The following is a 17,815-nucleotide window of genomic DNA, read 5'->3' on the forward strand; positions in this document are numbered from 1 at the left end:
ACAAAAAAACCCGCCGCAGCGGGTTTTTCGGCCGTGTTCGATTAGTGTTCGAACATTGCTGAGATAGATTCTTCGTTGCTGATACGACGAATCGCTTCGGCCAGCATCCCGGACAGGGTCAAGGTGCGCACGTTTGGCAGCGCTTTGATCTCGTCACTCAGTGGGATGGTATCGCACACCACTACTTCGTCGATAACGGAGTTGCGGAGGTTGTTTACTGCATTGCCGGAGAAGATCGGGTGAGTCGCGTAGGCGAATACGCGCTTGGCACCACGCTCTTTCAGCGCTTCTGCTGCTTTACACAGCGTACCGCCGGTATCGATCATGTCGTCAACCAGCACGCAGTCACGGCCAGCAACGTCACCGATGATGTGCATCACCTGAGAAACGTTAGCGCGTGGACGACGTTTGTCGATGATTGCCATGTCGGTATCGTTCAGCAGCTTAGCGATAGCACGAGCACGTACCACGCCGCCGATGTCCGGAGAAACCACGATTGGGTTATCCAGATTCAGCTGCAGCATGTCTTCCAGCAGGATTGGGCTACCGAATACGTTATCAACCGGAACGTCGAAGAAGCCCTGGATCTGTTCTGCATGCAGGTCAACGGTCAGAACACGGTCAACGCCAACGCTGGAGAGGAAATCAGCGACAACTTTGGCAGTGATTGGCACACGCGCGGAACGGACACGACGGTCCTGACGAGCATAGCCGAAGTAAGGAATAACAGCAGTGATACGGCCTGCTGAAGCGCGACGCAGGGCGTCGACCATAACAACCAGTTCCATCAGGTTGTCATTTGTTGGAGCACAGGTGGACTGGATGATGAAAATATCACCACCGCGTACATTTTCATTGATTTGTACGCTGACTTCGCCGTCGCTAAAGCGACCTACAGCGGCGTCGCCGAGGGAAGTGTACAGGCGGTTGGCAATACGTTGTGCTAGTTCCGGGGTGGCGTTACCAGCAAAAAGCTTCATATCAGGCACGAGAAGAACCTCAGGCATGCGTCCAGTGGTGGATAGCGTTCGCCGCAAACTGTGCGGGCCAGGCGAAATGCTATCCAGGCGGTGTATTAAAGAGCGCGATGCAACGTCTGGAACAGGGTGACGTTGTCACCGAAACTCAGTCTGCGCCAGAATGGCTTGCTGTAGGGGGGAGGTGTTCATCCCACGTGCTACAAAACCATGCAGCCAAACCGGCGCTTGCTCAAGCACCTGACGAGCGGCGGATTCGGTGTCAAATTCAGCAAAGACACAGGCCCCTGTGCCAGTCAGGCGCGACGGCGCGTATTCTAACAGCCAGGAAAGCACCGCATCAACCTCGCGAAAACGTTTTCTTGCGATAACCTCGCAATCGTTGCTGAATTCACAATTTAATAACGTTTCTATTGACCGCACCGGGGTATTCCGTGGCAGGTCAGGATCGTTGAAGATGACCGGGGTCGGAATGCTGACGCCCGGGTGGGCCACCAGGTACCATTTTTCCGGCGGCTCGACCGGGGAAAGTATTTCGCCCACCCCTTCAGCAAACGCCGCATGACCGCGCACAAAGACCGGGACGTCCGCCCCCAGCGTTAAGCCTAACGCTGCCAGCTCATCCTGAGATAATCCGCAGCCCCAGAGGTGATTCAGGGCAACCAACACGGTGGCGGCATTTGATGAGCCACCGCCCAGTCCACCGCCCATCGGCAGACGCTTCTCAATACGGATATCCGCGCCGCTTCCTGCCGGCAGACGACCGGTGTCCGACGCCACTTTCATCAGCAGACGTGCAGCGCGCACAATCAGGTTATCTTCATGCGCCACGCCGTCAACCGGCGTCAGCAGGCAAACCTCGCCGTCCTGACGCGGGCCAATCGCGATCGTGTCGCCGTAATCAAGGAACTGAAACAGCGTCTGCAGGGTATGGTATCCGTCAGCACGCTGTCCGGTGATGTATAAAAACAGATTCAGTTTTGCCGGAGAAGGCCAGTGGGTCATCATTTAACGATCCAGTTGTCCATTTTTAGCTTGATCCGCTGGCTGCCCTGGGTCAGTTCCATGTTGGATGGCAGGGAAGGCCTGGTGTTGCTGTCATAGGCGCTGTACACCACTTTCCAGGTTTTGCCGTTCTGGGTGTAGCTCACCTGGCTCAGACGGTACTGGTCGTCAAGCTGGTAGTCGGTCGCGTCACCCGGCAGGCCCAGAATCCACTGGCGCAGGCTGTTCAGCGGAATAGGCATTCCGGTCAGCTTGCCGATCATCTCTTCGGCGTCGGTGGCGGTATAGTGCTTGCCTTTGTTATCGGTGATCTGCGCTTCACCCGGTTTGGCAATAAGCTCCAGTTCGGTGCTGCCCAGCGGGTTTAACAGCAGCAGGCGATAGTTGTCCTGCCCGGTTTGCTGCCAGAAGAAACGCGCATACACTTTTTGTTCATCAGAGAGATAAGCGAAGGCACCACGGGTCTGGTACTGGCTCAAATTGCGGACGTCCTGCTGGTGCTGACGCCACTGCGGTGAATCAGGGCTTTTGCCCGGGCCTTTAGGTTGGGTGACGGTACATGCGGTCAGAACCAGTGCCGCCAGGGGCAGCAGGCGAATCAGTCGGGTCATAATGAGGACAAATCCTTGAGATACGTTGCAGTTATAACTGTTAATGCTAGCGTCGAAGGGTGCCACCGTCTACGTTCAAATTATCTCAAAGCATTGTATAAGCTATTACTCCGAAAGGGGGCAGTCTCTTTTATTGATCTCGCGCATCCTGTATGATGCGTTCTGCTAACCTTATTAACGCTGGTACTACTCCCGCTCAACATGACCCTATTAGCACTCGGTATTAACCACAAAACAGCCCCGGTTTCGCTGCGAGAACGCGTCACGTTTTCGCCGGATACGCTTGACCTGGCGCTGGACAGCCTGCTTGCACAGCCGATGGTGCAGGGTGGCGTGGTGCTCTCGACGTGCAACCGTACTGAACTCTACCTAAGCGTTGAAGAGCAGGACAACCTGCATGAAGCGCTGATCCGCTGGTTATGTGATTACCACAACCTCAACGAAGAAGAGCTGCGTAATAGCCTCTACTGGCATCAGGATAACGATGCAGTCAGCCATCTGATGCGTGTGGCCAGCGGCCTGGACTCGCTGGTGCTCGGCGAGCCGCAAATTCTCGGTCAGGTGAAAAAGGCGTTTGCCGATTCGCAAAAAGGGCATCTGAAAGCCAGTGAACTGGAGCGTATGTTCCAGAAGTCATTCTCCGTGGCGAAGCGTGTGCGAACCGAAACCGACATTGGTGCCAGTGCGGTTTCTGTTGCTTTCGCGGCCTGTACCCTGGCCCGTCAAATCTTTGAATCCCTGTCGACCGTCACTGTGATGCTGGTCGGGGCGGGCGAAACCATCGAACTTGTGGCGCGCCATCTGCGCGAACACAAAGTTAAAAAGATGATTATCGCTAACCGTACCCGCGAACGTGCACAGGTGCTGGCGGACGAGGTGGGTGCCGAGGTGGTTGCGCTGAGCGACATCGATGAGCGCCTGAAAGAGGCAGATATTATCATCAGCTCTACCGCCAGCCCGCTGCCGATTATCGGTAAAGGGATGGTCGAGCGAGCGCTGAAATCCCGCCGTAATCAACCGATGCTGCTGGTGGATATTGCCGTCCCGCGCGATGTCGAACCGGAAGTCGGTAAACTGGCGAACGCCTACCTTTACAGCGTGGACGACCTGCAAAGCATCATTTCGCATAACCTTGCCCAGCGTAAAGCGGCGGCGGTTCAGGCGGAAACCATTGTAGAGCAGGAAACGAGTGAGTTTATGGCCTGGCTGCGCGCGCAAAGCGTCAGCGAGACTATCCGTGAGTACCGCGGTCAGGCGGAGCAGGTGCGTGATGACCTGACCGCCAAAGCGCTGGCCGCCCTTCAGCAGGGCGGCGACGCAGAAGCCATTATGCAGGATCTGGCCTGGAAACTGACCAACCGCCTGATCCATGCACCAACCAAATCCCTTCAGCAGGCCGCCCGTGACGGGGATGATGAACGCCTGACTATTCTGCGCAACAGCCTCGGGCTGGAATAGCGCCCTATACCCATTTTCTATTACAAGGTGCATTTACGCCTATGAAGCCTTCTATCGTCGCTAAACTGGAAGCTCTGCACGAGCGCCATGAAGAAGTACAGGCGCTGCTCGGCGATGCCGGGACCATTGCTGACCAGGAACGTTTTCGCGCGCTCTCGCGTGAATACGCGCAGTTGAGTGATGTATCAAAATGCTTTACCGACTGGCGACAGGTCCAGGAAGATATTGAAACCGCGCAGATGATGCTCGACGACCCTGAAATGCGCGAGATGGCGCAGGAAGAGTTGCTGGACGCAAAAGCGCGTGCTGAAGAGATGGAGCAACAGTTGCAGGTGCTTCTGCTGCCAAAAGATCCGGACGATGAGCGTAACGCCTTTGTCGAAGTCCGCGCCGGGACCGGCGGTGACGAAGCGGCACTGTTTGCCGGCGATCTGTTCCGTATGTACAGCCGCTACGCCGAAGCGCGTCGCTGGCGCGTTGAGATCATGAGCGCCAACGACGGTGAACATGGCGGCTACAAAGAGGTTATCGCTAAAATCAGCGGTGACGGCGTGTACGGTCGTCTGAAGTTTGAATCCGGCGGTCATCGCGTGCAGCGCGTACCTGCCACCGAATCTCAGGGGCGAATTCACACTTCTGCCTGTACGGTTGCGGTGATGCCAGAGTTGCCTGAAGCAGAATTGCCGGACATCAACCCGGCGGACCTGCGTATCGATACCTTCCGCTCCTCTGGGGCAGGGGGTCAGCACGTTAACACCACCGATTCCGCTATCCGTATTACCCACCTGCCAACCGGCATCGTGGTGGAGTGCCAGGACGAACGTTCTCAGCACAAGAACAAAGCCAAAGCCTTATCCGTGCTGGGCGCGCGTATCCACGCGGCTGAAATGGCAAAACGTCAACAGGCGGAAGCCTCCACGCGTCGTAACCTGCTGGGCAGCGGCGATCGCAGCGACCGTAACCGTACCTATAACTTCCCGCAGGGCCGTGTTACCGACCACCGCATCAACCTGACCCTGTACCGTCTGGACGAAGTGATGGAAGGAAAGCTGGATATGCTGATTGAGCCTATCGTGCAGGAATACCAGGCCGACCAGCTGGCAGCACTGTCCGAGCAGGAATAATGGAGTTTCAGCACTGGTTACGGCAGGCCGCCAGTGAGCTTTCCGCGAGCGAAAGCCCTAAACGTGACGCCGAAATTTTGCTTGAGTTTGTGACGGGGAAAGCCCGCACTTACCTGCTGGCTTTCGGCGAGACCCAGCTGAGCGCTGAGCAGGAAGCGCAGCTCGCTACGCTGCTTGCCCGCCGCAAAACCGGTGAGCCGGTGGCGCATCTGGTCGGGGAGCGTGAGTTCTGGTCACTGCCGTTGTACGTCTCCCCAGCGACCCTGATCCCACGTCCGGACACCGAGTGTCTGGTGGAGCAGGCACTGTCGCGTTTACCCGCACAAGCCTGCCGAATTCTCGATCTTGGAACCGGCACTGGCGCAATTGCCCTGGCGCTGGCCAGCGAGCGTCCGGACTGCGAGGTGACGGCGGTTGACGTGATGCCCGATGCGGTAGCGCTGGCGCAGCGTAACGTGGCGCGTCTGGGCTTCCCGAACGTCACCGTTCTGCAAAGCAGCTGGTTTAGCGCGCTGGATAACCGCACGTTCGGGATGATTGTCAGCAACCCTCCCTATATCGACGAGCATGACCCGCACCTGACGCAAGGGGACGTGCGTTTTGAACCGCTGACGGCGCTGGTCGCTGCCAACGAAGGGCTGGCGGATATTGTGCATATTGTGACAACGTCACGACAGCATTTGCACCCCGGCGGCTGGCTGCTGGTCGAGCACGGCTGGACGCAAGGGGACGCGGTGCGTGACGTGTTCATCGCTGCAGGTTATCGTGCGGTGGAAACCTGTCGCGACTATGGCGGCAACGACCGTCTGACGCTGGGACAATGGGCATGAGTCTGTTTACCGTGCTGATCACGGCCCACCTGATAGCCGTTGCCCTGACCATCAGCTTTTTCATCGTCCGTTACTGGTGGCGTTACAGCAATAATCCGCTGATTGATGCCCGCTGGGTGCGTATTGCGCCGCACTGTATTGACACGGTGCTGTTTCTCTCAGGGGCCGGATTAATGTGGAAGACCGGCTATCTGCCATTTACTGATAAAGGCGCATGGCTGACTGAAAAGCTGTTTGGCGTTATCATCTACATCGTTTTGGGTTTTATCGCGCTTGGGCGTCGTCGTCCGCGCAGCCAGCAGACCGGTTTTATCGCCTTTTTGCTGGGGCTGGTGGTGCTGTACATCATCATTAAACTCGCCACCACAAGAATACCGTTACTGGGGTAAGTCATGAGGTCCTTAGCCGATTTCGAATTTAATAAAGTGCCGCTTTGCGATGGCATGATCCTGATTTCGGAGATGATCCGCGACGATTTTACGTCGCAGTACGTCTACGAAGAGCTGGAGAATCTGGTCAGCCTGGCGCGTGAAGAGATCAATCAGGCGCGCCCGCAGGACTGGCAATTAGAGAAGCTGCTTGAGCTTTTCTACGGCGAATGGGGTTTCTGCGACACGCGTGGCGTGTATCGTCTGTCTGACGCACTATGGCTGGATCAGGTCTTAAAAAATCGTCAGGGCAGCGCGGTTGCGCTGGGTTCCATTTTGCTGTGGGTCGCGCATCGTCTGGATATTCCACTGGTGCCGGTCATTTTCCCGACGCAGATGATCCTGCGAGCGGAGTGGCTGGACGGTGAGATGTGGCTCATCAATCCGTTTAACGGCGATACGCTGGATGAGCATACGCTGGACGTCTGGTTAAAAGGCAATATCAGCCCGGTTGCCGAGCTCTTTAATGAAGATCTCGACGAGGCGGATAACGCCGAGGTGATCCGTAAACTGCTGGATACGCTGAAATCTGCGCTGATGGAAGAGCGTCAGATGGAGCTGGCATTACGTGCCAGTGAAGTGCTGCTGCAGTTTAATCCGGAAGATCCGTACGAAATCCGCGATCGCGGGCTGATTTATGCCCAGCTTGATTGCGAGCATGTGGCGCTGAACGATCTGAATTATTTTGTTGAGCAATGCCCGGAAGACCCGATCAGCGAAATGATTCGTGCGCAGATCAACGCGATCTCGCACAAACAAATTACACTGCATTAATCTTAATTCCGATTCACACCTGAATAAGGCGATCCTATGAAACAAAAAGTGGTTAGCATTGGTGATATCAACGTGGCAAACGACCTGCCGTTCGTGCTGTTTGGCGGTATGAACGTGCTGGAATCCCGTGATCTCGCGATGCGTATCTGCGAGCACTACGTGACCGTGACCCAGAAACTGGGTATCCCGTACGTGTTTAAGGCCTCTTTTGACAAAGCCAACCGTTCCTCCATTCACTCTTACCGTGGCCCGGGCCTGGAAGAGGGGATGAAAATTTTCCAGGAACTGAAACAGACCTTTGGCGTGAAAGTGATCACCGACGTGCACGAAGCTTCTCAGGCGCAGCCTGTTGCGGACGTTGTCGACGTTATCCAGCTGCCGGCGTTCCTGGCGCGTCAGACGGACCTGGTGGAAGCGATGGCGAAAACCGGCGCGGTCATCAACGTGAAGAAACCTCAGTTCGTGAGCCCTGGCCAGATGGGTAACATCGTCGATAAATTTATCGAAGGCGGCAACGATAAAGTGATCCTGTGTGACCGTGGCGCAAACTTCGGTTATGACAACCTGGTCGTTGATATGCTCGGCTTCAGCGTGATGAAGAACGTGTCCAACCAGTCTCCGGTCATCTTCGATGTGACCCATGCGCTGCAGTGCCGCGACCCGTTTGGTGCAGCTTCTGGCGGCCGCCGTGCGCAGGTCACCGAGCTGGCGCGCGCCGGTATGGCGACTGGCCTGGCCGGTCTGTTCATTGAAGCACACCCGGACCCGGACAACGCGAAGTGCGACGGCCCGTCCGCATTGCCGCTGGCTAAACTGGAGCCGTTCCTGAAACAGATCAAGGCGATTGACGATCTGGTGAAGAGTTTCGACGAGCTGGATACCAGCCACTAATAAAAAAACCCGCTTCGGCGGGTTTTTTTGGGCTATTCCTCTCCCGATGGAAGAGGTGTCGGGTGTGGCCTCAGAGCCTCACCGAACAACGCTTAGGCAAATATCGTCATCAGATAGGCCACAAACAGCGCCATGTGCGCCGCGCCGTTCAGCACGTTGGTGCGCCCGGTCGAGAAGGATATCTGACACAGCAGCAGTGAAGCCACCATCACAATCATCTCTGGCGCACCCAGCGCGAACTGCAACTCGTTGCCGGTCATAAAGGCAATCAGCGTCACTACCGGCACGGTGAGTGAGATTGTCGCCAGGACCGAGCCAAAGAACAGATTCATTGCGCGTTGCACCTGATTGTTCAGCACCGCCCTCAACGCCCCCAGCCCCTCAGGCGACAGGATAAGTAGCGCCACCAGGAAACCGGTAAACGCGACCGGGGCATTCAGCTCGGTTAACAGCGTCTCCAGCGGGTTGGCGTTCATTTTGGTCACGGCGATAACCGCAATCAGATGTACGATCAGCCAAACCGTATGCCACGCGCTGCTGTGAGCCGACGGCTTACCGTGATGCGGGTCGTCGCCATCATCTTCATGTTCATAGACGAACAGGCTCTGGTGCGTTTTGGTCTGAATCAGCAGGAACACGCCGTACATGGCTGCGGAAATCAGCGCAACCAGCAGCGCCTGACCGGTTGAGAAGTTGGCCCCCGGCAATGCCATCGGGAAGACCAGCACAATAATCGCCAGCGGGAAAAGGGCAATCAGATACTGTTTTATGCCGAACAGATTCATGTACTGGGTCGCAAATTTGCGGCCGCCCAGTAACAGTGAAAAGCCCACCAGACCACCTGTCACAATCATAATGATGGAGTAGAGGGTGTCACGCATCAGGGTCGGTGCGGCGTCACCGGTCGCCATCAGCGCGGAAATCAGGCTGACTTCGAGGATAACCACCGAAAGGCTGAGAATTAACGAGCCGTAAGGCTCACCCAGGCGGTGGGCTAATACGTCCGCATGGCGAACGACGCTAAAGGCGCTGGTTAAGATACCCACCAGAGCAAGAATATTGATACCAACTACCACTGGCAGTGACTGACTGCTTCCCCAGAAGAGCAGCACAGCCAGTGCCAGGACCGGGAAAATGAGTGATGTCTCCTTGTGGCGGGTCTTCACCGCCTCGTGTGCTGCTGTCATGTGCTTCTCCATCAATGCAGGTGCTTGTAATTATAGATAGAATTTTCGGTCATTAAATTAACAGATCTCTGTTAAATACCCTTGATTTTTTACTCAATTTTACTGTTTGTAATGTTTTGGCTTTGGGGTGTCGATAATGGAACGTGTTCTGTAGTTAATCCTTTAATAACATAATATTAAAATTATCATTTACGCATAATTCTCAATTGACTGGCACCATGCCGTATCGTCGTCCACACTTATCTCTTTAACCAAAAGAGGGGTTAGCGATGCCATATAAAACGAAACGCGAATTACCAGACAGCGTGCAACACGTATTGCCCGCGCACGCGCAGGATATCTACAAAGAGGCCTTTAACAGCGCCTGGGATCAGTACAAAGATAAAGAAGATCGACGTGATGATGCCAGCCGTGAAGAGACCGCGCACAAAGTCGCCTGGGCCGCAGTAAAACATGAATATGAGAAAGGAGACGACGATAAATGGCATAAAAAGAAATAGCCGTGAAATCATTCGCTGCCTTCGTTTTGACTTTTCAGGCGGTTGAACTTCCGTTGTATTGCAACTGGCCCGTGAATTGCTTATCGTTACTCAACTGCTGGCAAAATGACCAGCACACAATGCCAGGAAGGCGGATTACAGATGTCGCAAGGAAGCATGCAGTGGCGGAGGTGGAAAGTGTTAACGCGTGATTTCTTAATGAAGGCAGATTGTAAGACGGCATTTGGTGCTATTGAGGAATCGCTTCTCTGGTCAGCTGAACAACGTGCGGCGTCGCTCGCTGCCACGCTGGCGTGCCGCCCGGATGATGGCCCGGTATGGATTTTTGGCTACGGTTCGCTGATGTGGAACCCGGCTCTCGAATTTGTCGAATCGGCAACAGGTACACTTCCTGGCTGGCATCGTGCATTTTGTTTGCGCCTCACGGCCGGTCGAGGTAGCGCGTGTCAGCCGGGACGCATGCTTGCACTAAAAGAGGGCGGACGCACCACGGGGGTGGCCTACCGCCTGCCGGATGCAACGCTGGAAGACGAACTGACGCTGCTGTGGAAGCGCGAGATGATCACCGGCTGCTATATGCCGAGCTGGTGCAAGCTGGAACTTGATGACGGACGTACCGTTAACGCGCTGGTGTTTATTATGGATCCGCGCCATCCGCTGTATGAAGCGGATACCCGCACGCAGGTTATTGCCCCGTTGATCGCTGCCGCCAGTGGACCGCTGGGCACCAACGCGCAGTATCTCTTTTCGCTCGACCAGGAGCTGACGCGCCTCGGCATGAAGGACGATTGTCTGAATGAGCTGGTGGTGAAGGTGAAAGCGCTGCTGGAAGGAAACCCGCTGAATAATACGCTGCGTCCCGGTTTTGCCTGAGAATGCGCCCGGCTGCGTGAGCGGACCGGGCGTTTGTCTCTTATGCAGCAACGTAGCTTACGGAATGCTCCAGTGACTGGCTATGGCTGTCAATCAGGACATCCCACGTGCCGGTGTACGGCACGGTAAGCCATGCCTTGTCATCCTGCACGGTCAGGATATCCGCCTGCGAGTGTTGTTGTGCTTTCGAACTCATCAAATGAATGCGGCATCGCTCAGAACACCGTACAACGACCGTATCCCCGCCAAACAATTTCAAACTTGTTTTTACCAGTGCCATTTTTTACCCCGTAGTCTTAAACAACGCTCTCCCTGCTGCCATATCCGAGCGTGATATTGTTCACAATTCACTCATGGCATAACACCAAAGGGGGAGGGTGAGGATGCTGACTTTGATCAAAAAATGGCGTAACGATTAAACAAAAATGACAAAATTCCTGAAAATTTACTCTGGCGCGCGTTTTGCCCGGTGAACGCGCGCCACCCTAAAATTAAATGCGGAAATGCCCGGCAGTTTCAGCAAGGTCGCCCGCCTGGCTCTGCAGCGCGCCGGCTGCAGCCGCAGATTGCACCACCAGTTCGGCGTTCTGCTGAACCATTCTGTCCAGATGGGTCACCGCATGGTTAATCTCCTGGATGCCTTTCATCTGCTCGCTGGTGGCGATGGAGATTTCACGCATGATGCCCGACACGCTACCGATGCTGGAGCGGATTTCGTTCATGCTTTCCCCGGCCAGATGAACGTAGCGGGAGCCGGTGGCCACGCTGTTGGTGGTGGAATCGATAAGCGTTTTAATCTCTTTCGCCGCCTGCGCGCTGCGGCTGGCCAGATTACGCACCTCGCCGGCCACCACGGCAAACCCACGGCCTTGCTCTCCGGCGCGTGCGGCTTCCACCGAGGCATTCAGCGCCAGGATATTGGTCTGGAAGGCAATCCCGTCAATCACGCTGGTGATGTCGCCAATCTTCGCGGAAGCCACTTCAATGGACTGCATGGTGCTGATGGCCTGAGATACCACCTCGCCGCCGCGAGCCGCCGCCGCAGAGGCCTTACTCGCCTGGTCATTGGCTTCAGCCGCAGACTCGTTCGACTGGGTTACCGACGCGGTGATCTCTTCCACGGCGCTGGCCGTTTCGCGAAGGCTGGAGGCGGCCTGCTCGGTACGCCCTGAGAGGTCCTGGTTACCTGCCGCAATTTCCCGCGCGGCGTTTTTCACCGATGCGCTGGCATCCCGCAGTTGTACCATCACCACCGAGAGCTTGTCACTGAAGGCGTTAAACGCCTGCGCTATTTGCGCCACTTCGTCATCGCCGCTCTCCGGCAGGCGTTGCGACAGATCGTTAGTGCCGTTCGCAATGTTATGCATCGCATCGCGAATGTCAGACAGGCGCTTCAGCAGACGCGCAATCAGGAAGTGAACAATGGCGCCGCTGAGTAAGGCCAGGATCACCAGCGAGATGGCCGAGGCTTTCAGCAGCGAGCGCATTCCAGAGGTGGCATCGCCTGTGTCCAGGGCAACAACCAGCATCCAGTTCGTACCCGGCACGGCGGTTGCCACGAAGGTTTTTTCGGCGCCATTGAAGGTCCCGTTTACCGGGTTTCCGCTTTTCAGCGCCGCAAAGTCGATGCCTTTGAGGGTTTCGGCGAACGGTTTAAGCGTCAGGGCAGGGTCGCTGGCGGCAATGACGGTGCCATCGCTATTCAGCAGCAGCCCGCTGCTTGCCGGGGTTGGGTGGATCCCGCGCACATTAGCAACCACGCTGTCCATCGCCACATCGCCAGCCACCACGGCTTTCAGGGTACCGTTTTCTTTCACCGGCACGGCAAACGTCACCACCAGTTTTCCGCTACCGGCGTCAACGTAAGGCGCGGTCACGACCGGGCTATCCTGGCTTACGACCTGCTGATACCAGGGACGGATCGTGGGGTCATAATCCGCCGGTACGCCCGCTGGTTCAGAGAATTTCGCCGTTTTGCTGGCATAGCCAACGTATACGTTAGTGAACCCACCCGCCTGGGCAAGCTGTTTAAAGACCGGAACCGGATCGTCACTGAGCGCAACGGTTTGTGCGGAGGCGATAACCGTCATTTTGCTCTTCACCCAGTCCGCAATCGCCATGTTATGGCTGGCGCTGGTGCTGGTCAGGATGTCGCGCTGTGACTGCTGGTTATCCTGGCGTGTGACCTGAAAATTGATGACAGTATTAAGAAGAAGGGCGACGACCAGACAACCTGTCGTCGCGGCAATGATGCGTGCACGAATGGATCTGAACATAAGTGAAATACCTACTGTGTTGTTTCCATGCCTATCGGCAACCCTGCAGGTAAACTTGATGCTGAAACCGCGTCCATAAGAAAATAATATTTTTACGGGTTTATTATTAAAAAGTTAATACTTTATCGGCGCGCAGAGTCCACTCGGCCAGCTCAACGAGCGTGCCGATTTCCACACCTTCAATCAGCGGCAATCCGGTGATGCCGCGCCCGTCGGTGCAGGTTTTGCACAGTTTGACCGGAACGTTTTGCGCGGTCAGGATCTCCAGCATCTGCTGAATGTTGTAGCCTTCTGCCGGTTTTTGCCCCTTCAGCCCGGCGGTGACCGCATCCGACATTAAAAAGAGCCGTAACTCCAGTTCACTCTCTTTATCGCGTAGCGCGATCGCCAGGCGCAGGCTGTTAAAAAGGGATTCGCTGCCGTAAGCCGCACCGTTGGCGACGATAACAATCTTCTGCATGTTGACTCCTGTTCTTTTAAAGGCACGAATATTGCTTAGCTATCCAGGGTTTCGCTGTCCGGGAGAGTAAGCATGACATTAATGGCTGGCATTTCGCCAGGTGCGACCGAATGGCTCCAGCGTGCAAGGTCGATGCGCCGGGAGCAACTGAGCAGGCTGGCACAGCTTGGCGTGCTGGTTAACGCCATCAGCCTGCTGGTGCATATGCTGCAGTGCGAGCGTGGAGCCTCTAACGTCTGGCTCTGCTCACAGGGTAAGCTGTACGCTGCCGAATGCAAAGCGAGCCGGGCGCTGGTGAATGAAAACCTCACTGCGCTTTATGACGTTCTGGATAACCACTCCCCGTTCCAGGGCAGCGGCGTGTGCGAACGTATAGCCGCCGCGCTGCTCAGTCTGGATAACCTGTCAGCCCTTCGTGATGGCGTTATTCAGCAAACCATCACGGCCCCGCAGGCGATGGATCACTATTGTCGCATCCTGCGTCATCTGCTCAGTATCGTACCGCAGCTTAACGACAGCATTGACGATCCGCAAATCGCAGGCCGTTTTGTCGCGCTTTATAGCCTGATGCAGGGTAAAGAGCTGGCGGGACAAGAGCGGGCGCTGGGCGCCATTGGCTTCACGCAGGGCTATTTTGACGATGGCATCCGTCAGCGGCTGGTGGACCGGATTGACGGACAGCAGGCCTGCTTCGAGATTTTCATGACCCACAGCACGGCGGATGTGCAAACCACCTTTTCCCAGAATTGCCAGCCTGACCGTGAGACGGAGCAACTGAGGCGCGTGGCCTGTACCCGCCAGCCAGCCGCTGACAATGGCCATACCGCACTGGCCTGGTTTGCTCTGCAAACGGCACGCCTTGAGCATCTGCGCACCCTGGAGGAGATGGTTATCGCCGATCTGATGATCGCGGTGGACGAGCGTATCCATCGCCAGGAGGAGTACACGCTACCGGCTGAGGAGCAGGACGATCCGCTGGCCTCTTATCCGGATAAGCCCTTGTTAACCCTGGTTCGCCAGCAGGCGCGCGAGATAGAACAGCTTTCCCGTCAGCTCGCGTCACTGCGCGATACGCTCGAAGAGCGCAAAACCATCGATAAAGCGAAAAGCGTACTGATGACCCATCAAAAGATGAGTGAGGAACAGGCATGGACGGCGCTGCGTAAAATGGCGATGGACAAAAATCAGCGCATGGTAGATATCGCCCGCGCGCTGCTCACCGTGAAGAGCTTGTGGCAGGTAACCCCTAAGGAGTAGCTGCACAATGAGTGGGCATTTAGTGCCTGATTGAGGTGCGCGGTCGTGGAGATTTCCCGGTAAACGCCCGAAAAACAGGGCAGTAAAACCTGGCATTCCCTTTGCATTATCTGATTAACCATTTTTGACGGTGCGCCAACGGCGGTGCATCTGTCTTCGGGATAAAGGCGTCCAGCGGTGCTTCGGCACGGGTGGGCGCTTTTTTTTGTCTTTTTTTCAGGAGTGGTCATGGCGGATTTGTCGAGACGGCGGTTTTTACAGGCCAGCATGCTGGCGAGCGGCGCCATGTTATTACCGGGTGTCATGCAGGCCGCGTGGGCGGCAGGCTCGGATAAACCGGAGCAGGAGACGGTGCGCATCGGGTTTATACCGTTAACCGACTGCGCGCCGGTGGTTATCGCGGCGCTGAAGGGGTTTGATAAAAAATATGGCATCACCATCGTGCCAACCAAAGAGGCAAGCTGGGCAGCCGTGCGCGATAAGCTGGTGGCAGGCGAACTGGACGCCGCCCACATTCTTTACGGCCTGCTGTACGGGCTGGAGCTGGGGCTTGCCGGTAAGCCACAGCAGATGGCAAACCTGATGACCCTGAACCAGAACGGTCAAGCCATCACGCTCTCCAGCGATCTGGCAGAGAAGGGCGTTCGCGATCTCGACGGGCTGAAAACGCTGATTGGGCAGCAGGCACCCGGCACTTACACCTTCGCACACACTTTCCCGACCGGTACGCATGCGATGTGGCTGTACTACTGGCTGGCCAGCGCGGGCATTAATCCGTTCGATGACGTCCGAACCGTGGTTGTGCCGCCGCCGCAAATGGTGATGAACATGCGGATTGGCAACATGGTCGGCTTTTGCGTTGGTGAGCCGTGGAATGCGCGCGCCATTAACGACCGCATCGGGTTTACCGCCGCAACGTCCCAGTCGATCTGGGCCGATCATCCGGAAAAAATTCTTGGCACACGCCGCGACTGGGTGGAGAAAAACCCGAACACCGCGCGGGCGCTGGTGAGTGCGGTACTGGAAGCCGCACGCTGGATCGATGCATCACCAGACAACAAACGTGAGACCGCCCAAATCCTCTCTCGCCGGGCGTGGCTGAACACCAAAGAGCAGTATCTCACCGGACGGATGCTGGGAGAGTACGACAACGGGCTTGGCCAGCGCTGGCAGGATGCGCATCCGATCCGTTTCTTCAACGAGGGTGCCGTCAGCTATCCGTACCTCTCCGACGGGATGTGGTTTTTAACCCAGTTCCGCCGCTGGGGCTTGCTCAAATCGGCGCCGGATTATGCCGCCATCGCGCAGCGCATTAACCAGACCTCGGTCTGGCAGGATGCCGCCACGGCGGTGGGAGGCATATCCACCCCGTCATCACCGTATCGCAGCAGCACCCTGATGGACGGTACCGTCTGGAACGGTACCGATCCGGACGGTTACGCCAACCGCTTCGCTATTCACCGTAAAGGGGCCTGATTATGCAGCATCTGCACAGCACGAAATCGAAAGACGAGACGCCGGCGAGCGGGGAAGTGATTACCCTCCCTCCGGTACAGGTTCGCCGCCGCGCACCGACGTTCACGCGACGGATGAATGACCTTCTGCAGCGCGTGATCCCGGCGCTGCTGGGGCTCGGGTTACTGGTGTTGCTCTGGCAACTGGCCGCGATCAACAGCAAAGGGTTCCCGACGCCGCTCAGCACGCTGGATTCCGCATTAACGCTCTTCGCTGACCCGTTTTACCGCGACGGGCCAAACGATATGGGGATCGGCTGGAACGTGCTCGCTTCGCTGCAGCGCGTGGCGGTGGGTTTTGGTCTGGCGGCGCTCGCGGGGATCCCGCTCGGTTTCCTGATCGGTCGCTTCACCTTTTGCTCGCGCATGTTCAGCCCGTTGATTGCACTGTTACGCCCGGTCAGTCCTTTAGCCTGGCTGCCTATCGGCCTGCTGCTGTTCCAGAAAGCGGAGCCCGCCTCCAGCTGGACCATTTTTATCTGTTCAATATGGCCAATGGTGATTAACACCGCCGAAGGGGTACGTCGTATTCCGCAGGATTACCTCAACGTTGCCCGCGTGCTGCAGCTCTCCGAGTGGACCATCATGCGGCGGATCCTCTTCCCGGCCGTGCTGCCCGCGGTGCTGACCGGGGTTCGCCTCTCTATTGGCATCGCCTGGCTGGTCATTGTCGCCGCCGAGATGCTCACCGGTGGGCTGGGGATCGGCTTCTGGATCTGGAATGAGTGGAACAACCTCAACGTCGAAAACATTCTCATCGCCATCGTCATCATTGGCGTGGTCGGGTTGCTGCTGGAGCAGGGGCTGATGCTGATCGCCCGTCGCTTTAGCTGGCAGGAAAAATAAGGAGCGAAGATGAAACCATTAATTCAGGTCCAGGCCGTGAGCCAGCGTTTTTCTACCGCCAGCGGCGAGTTTCTGGCGCTGCAGAACGTCTCTTTTGATATTCACGAAGGCGAAACCGTGAGCCTGATTGGCCACTCCGGGTGCGGCAAATCGACGTTGCTCAACCTGATTGCCGGGATCACCCTGCCGACCGAAGGTGGGCTGATTTGCGATAACCGCGAAATCGCCGGGCCAGGACCGGAGCGTGCGGTGGTGTTTCAGAACCATTCTCTGCTGCCGTGGCTCACCTGCTTCGACAACGTTGCGCTGGCGGTGGATCAGGTCTTTCGCCGCACCATGAGCAAGGCGGAGCGCAAGGAGTGGATTGAACACAACCTCGATCGCGTCCAGATGGGGCATGCCCTGCATAAACGGCCTTCGGAAATCTCCGGCGGCATGAAACAGCGCGTTGGCATTGCCCGTGCGCTGGCGATGAAGCCGAAGGTCCTGCTGATGGATGAACCGTTTGGCGCGCTGGATGCGCTCACGCGCGCGCATTTGCAGGACTCGGTGATGCAAATCCAGCAGGCGCTGAACACCACCATCGTGCTTATCACCCACGATGTGGATGAGGCCGTGTTGCTTTCTGACCGGGTACTGATGATGACTAACGGCCCGGCGGCCACCGTCGGCGAGGTGCTGCATGTTGACCTGCCTCGCCCGCGCAATCGGGTTCAGCTGGCGGACGATAGCCGCTATCACCATATGCGTCAGCAGATCCTCCATTTCCTCTATGAAAAACAGCCTAAAGCGGCGTAACGGAGG

The 17,815-nt window shown here is 56.6% G+C and carries 19 protein-coding genes; 12 read left to right on the forward strand and 7 right to left on the reverse strand.

From position 1 onward, the window contains the following. Positions 1-41 precede the first annotated feature (41 nt). The 3 genes from prs to lolB form a co-directional block, all read right to left on the reverse strand. Positions 42-989 (reverse strand): ribose-phosphate diphosphokinase, encoded by a 948-nt coding sequence (gene prs / locus HV157_RS25245; RefSeq protein WP_003856663.1) that lies wholly within the window; start codon positions 987-989, stop codon positions 42-44. Positions 990-1,115: 126 nt separating this feature from the next. Beyond that, a complete protein-coding gene (gene ispE, locus HV157_RS25250; RefSeq protein WP_040017712.1) occupies positions 1,116-1,985 on the reverse strand; it encodes a 4-(cytidine 5'-diphospho)-2-C-methyl-D-erythritol kinase in 870 nt (289 codons plus the stop codon). Next, a complete protein-coding gene (lolB, locus tag HV157_RS25255) occupies positions 1,982-2,593 on the reverse strand; it encodes a lipoprotein insertase outer membrane protein LolB (protein WP_040017711.1) in 612 nt (203 codons plus the stop codon). The genes ispE and lolB overlap by 4 nt, the downstream gene beginning before the upstream one ends. Positions 2,594-2,794: 201 nt before the next feature. On the opposite strand from lolB, the gene hemA reads away from it, so the two are divergent. The 6 genes from hemA to kdsA are packed head-to-tail and all read left to right on the forward strand — an operon-like array spanning position 2,795 to position 8,098. Continuing rightward, positions 2,795-4,051, forward strand: coding sequence for a glutamyl-tRNA reductase (gene hemA, locus HV157_RS25260; RefSeq protein ID WP_014170500.1), 1,257 nt, complete (start codon positions 2,795-2,797; stop codon positions 4,049-4,051). A gap of 41 nt (positions 4,052-4,092) precedes the next feature. Next, positions 4,093-5,175, forward strand: coding sequence for a peptide chain release factor 1 (gene prfA / locus HV157_RS25265; RefSeq protein ID WP_020882346.1), 1,083 nt, complete (start codon positions 4,093-4,095; stop codon positions 5,173-5,175). After that, positions 5,175-6,005, forward strand: a complete 831-nt coding sequence (gene prmC, locus HV157_RS25270; protein ID WP_040017710.1) for a peptide chain release factor N(5)-glutamine methyltransferase — start codon at positions 5,175-5,177, stop codon at positions 6,003-6,005. The genes prfA and prmC overlap by 1 nt, the downstream gene beginning before the upstream one ends. Further along, the gene (sirB2, locus tag HV157_RS25275) at positions 6,002-6,394 is read left to right on the forward strand and encodes an invasion regulator SirB2 (RefSeq protein ID WP_025203913.1); all 393 of its coding nucleotides are present in this window, start codon (positions 6,002-6,004) and stop codon (positions 6,392-6,394) included. Before prmC ends, sirB2 begins: the two co-directional genes overlap by 4 nt. A 3-nt stretch (positions 6,395-6,397) precedes the next feature. Then, entirely contained in the window at positions 6,398-7,207 is an 810-nt protein-coding gene (sirB1, locus tag HV157_RS25280) for an invasion regulator SirB1 (protein WP_014170496.1), read from the forward strand. A 36-nt stretch (positions 7,208-7,243) separates the two neighbouring features. After that, the gene (gene kdsA / locus HV157_RS25285; RefSeq protein ID WP_014170494.1) at positions 7,244-8,098 is read left to right on the forward strand and encodes a 3-deoxy-8-phosphooctulonate synthase; all 855 of its coding nucleotides are present in this window, start codon (positions 7,244-7,246) and stop codon (positions 8,096-8,098) included. A 92-nt stretch (positions 8,099-8,190) separates the two neighbouring features. Here the strand turns inward: kdsA and chaA are convergent, their stop codons facing one another. Then, positions 8,191-9,285 (reverse strand): sodium-potassium/proton antiporter ChaA, encoded by a 1,095-nt coding sequence (chaA, locus tag HV157_RS25290; RefSeq protein WP_020882349.1) that lies wholly within the window; start codon positions 9,283-9,285, stop codon positions 8,191-8,193. 269 nt (positions 9,286-9,554) lie between these two features. Here chaA and chaB point away from each other — a divergent pair, with 269 nt between their 5' ends. Together chaB and HV157_RS25300 are read left to right on the forward strand one after the other, a co-directional pair. Further along, on the forward strand, positions 9,555-9,785 hold the full coding sequence (chaB, locus tag HV157_RS25295; protein WP_032680829.1) for a putative cation transport regulator ChaB: 231 nt from the start codon (positions 9,555-9,557) through the stop codon (positions 9,783-9,785). 177 nt (positions 9,786-9,962) lie between these two features. Continuing rightward, positions 9,963-10,658, forward strand: coding sequence for a gamma-glutamylcyclotransferase (locus HV157_RS25300; RefSeq protein WP_020882351.1), 696 nt, complete (start codon positions 9,963-9,965; stop codon positions 10,656-10,658). A gap of 40 nt (positions 10,659-10,698) precedes the next feature. Here HV157_RS25300 and HV157_RS25305 read toward each other — a convergent pair whose 3' ends face one another. From HV157_RS25305 to HV157_RS25315, 3 genes are all read right to left on the reverse strand, one after another. Next, the gene (locus HV157_RS25305; RefSeq protein WP_014170489.1) at positions 10,699-10,938 is read right to left on the reverse strand and encodes a DUF1883 domain-containing protein; all 240 of its coding nucleotides are present in this window, start codon (positions 10,936-10,938) and stop codon (positions 10,699-10,701) included. Between the two features lie 211 nt (positions 10,939-11,149). Continuing rightward, entirely contained in the window at positions 11,150-12,934 is a 1,785-nt protein-coding gene (locus HV157_RS25310) for a methyl-accepting chemotaxis protein (RefSeq protein WP_040017709.1), read from the reverse strand. Between the two features lie 106 nt (positions 12,935-13,040). Further along, complete coding sequence (locus HV157_RS25315; RefSeq protein ID WP_020882353.1) at positions 13,041-13,394, reverse strand: DsrE/DsrF/TusD sulfur relay family protein; 354 nt, start codon at positions 13,392-13,394, stop codon at positions 13,041-13,043. Positions 13,395-13,466: 72 nt separating this feature from the next. On the opposite strand from HV157_RS25315, the gene nasR reads away from it, so the two are divergent. The 4 genes from nasR to HV157_RS25335 all read left to right on the forward strand — a co-directional run bounded on the left by nasR (position 13,467) and on the right by HV157_RS25335 (position 17,809). After that, on the forward strand, positions 13,467-14,651 hold the full coding sequence (nasR, locus tag HV157_RS25320; protein ID WP_040017704.1) for a nitrate regulatory protein NasR: 1,185 nt from the start codon (positions 13,467-13,469) through the stop codon (positions 14,649-14,651). A 228-nt stretch (positions 14,652-14,879) separates the two neighbouring features. Beyond that, the gene (locus HV157_RS25325) at positions 14,880-16,127 is read left to right on the forward strand and encodes a CmpA/NrtA family ABC transporter substrate-binding protein (RefSeq protein ID WP_025203917.1); all 1,248 of its coding nucleotides are present in this window, start codon (positions 14,880-14,882) and stop codon (positions 16,125-16,127) included. 2 nt (positions 16,128-16,129) lie between these two features. Then, positions 16,130-17,011 (forward strand): nitrate ABC transporter permease, encoded by an 882-nt coding sequence (ntrB, locus tag HV157_RS25330; protein ID WP_014170482.1) that lies wholly within the window; start codon positions 16,130-16,132, stop codon positions 17,009-17,011. Between the two features lie 9 nt (positions 17,012-17,020). After that, positions 17,021-17,809 (forward strand): ABC transporter ATP-binding protein, encoded by a 789-nt coding sequence (locus HV157_RS25335; RefSeq protein WP_014170481.1) that lies wholly within the window; start codon positions 17,021-17,023, stop codon positions 17,807-17,809. Positions 17,810-17,815 lie beyond the last annotated feature (6 nt).

Origin of the sequence: Enterobacter sp. RHBSTW-00318 (assembly GCF_014101375.1) — a bacterium.
GTDB classification, from domain to species: Bacteria; Pseudomonadota; Gammaproteobacteria; order Enterobacterales; family Enterobacteriaceae; genus Enterobacter; species Enterobacter ludwigii.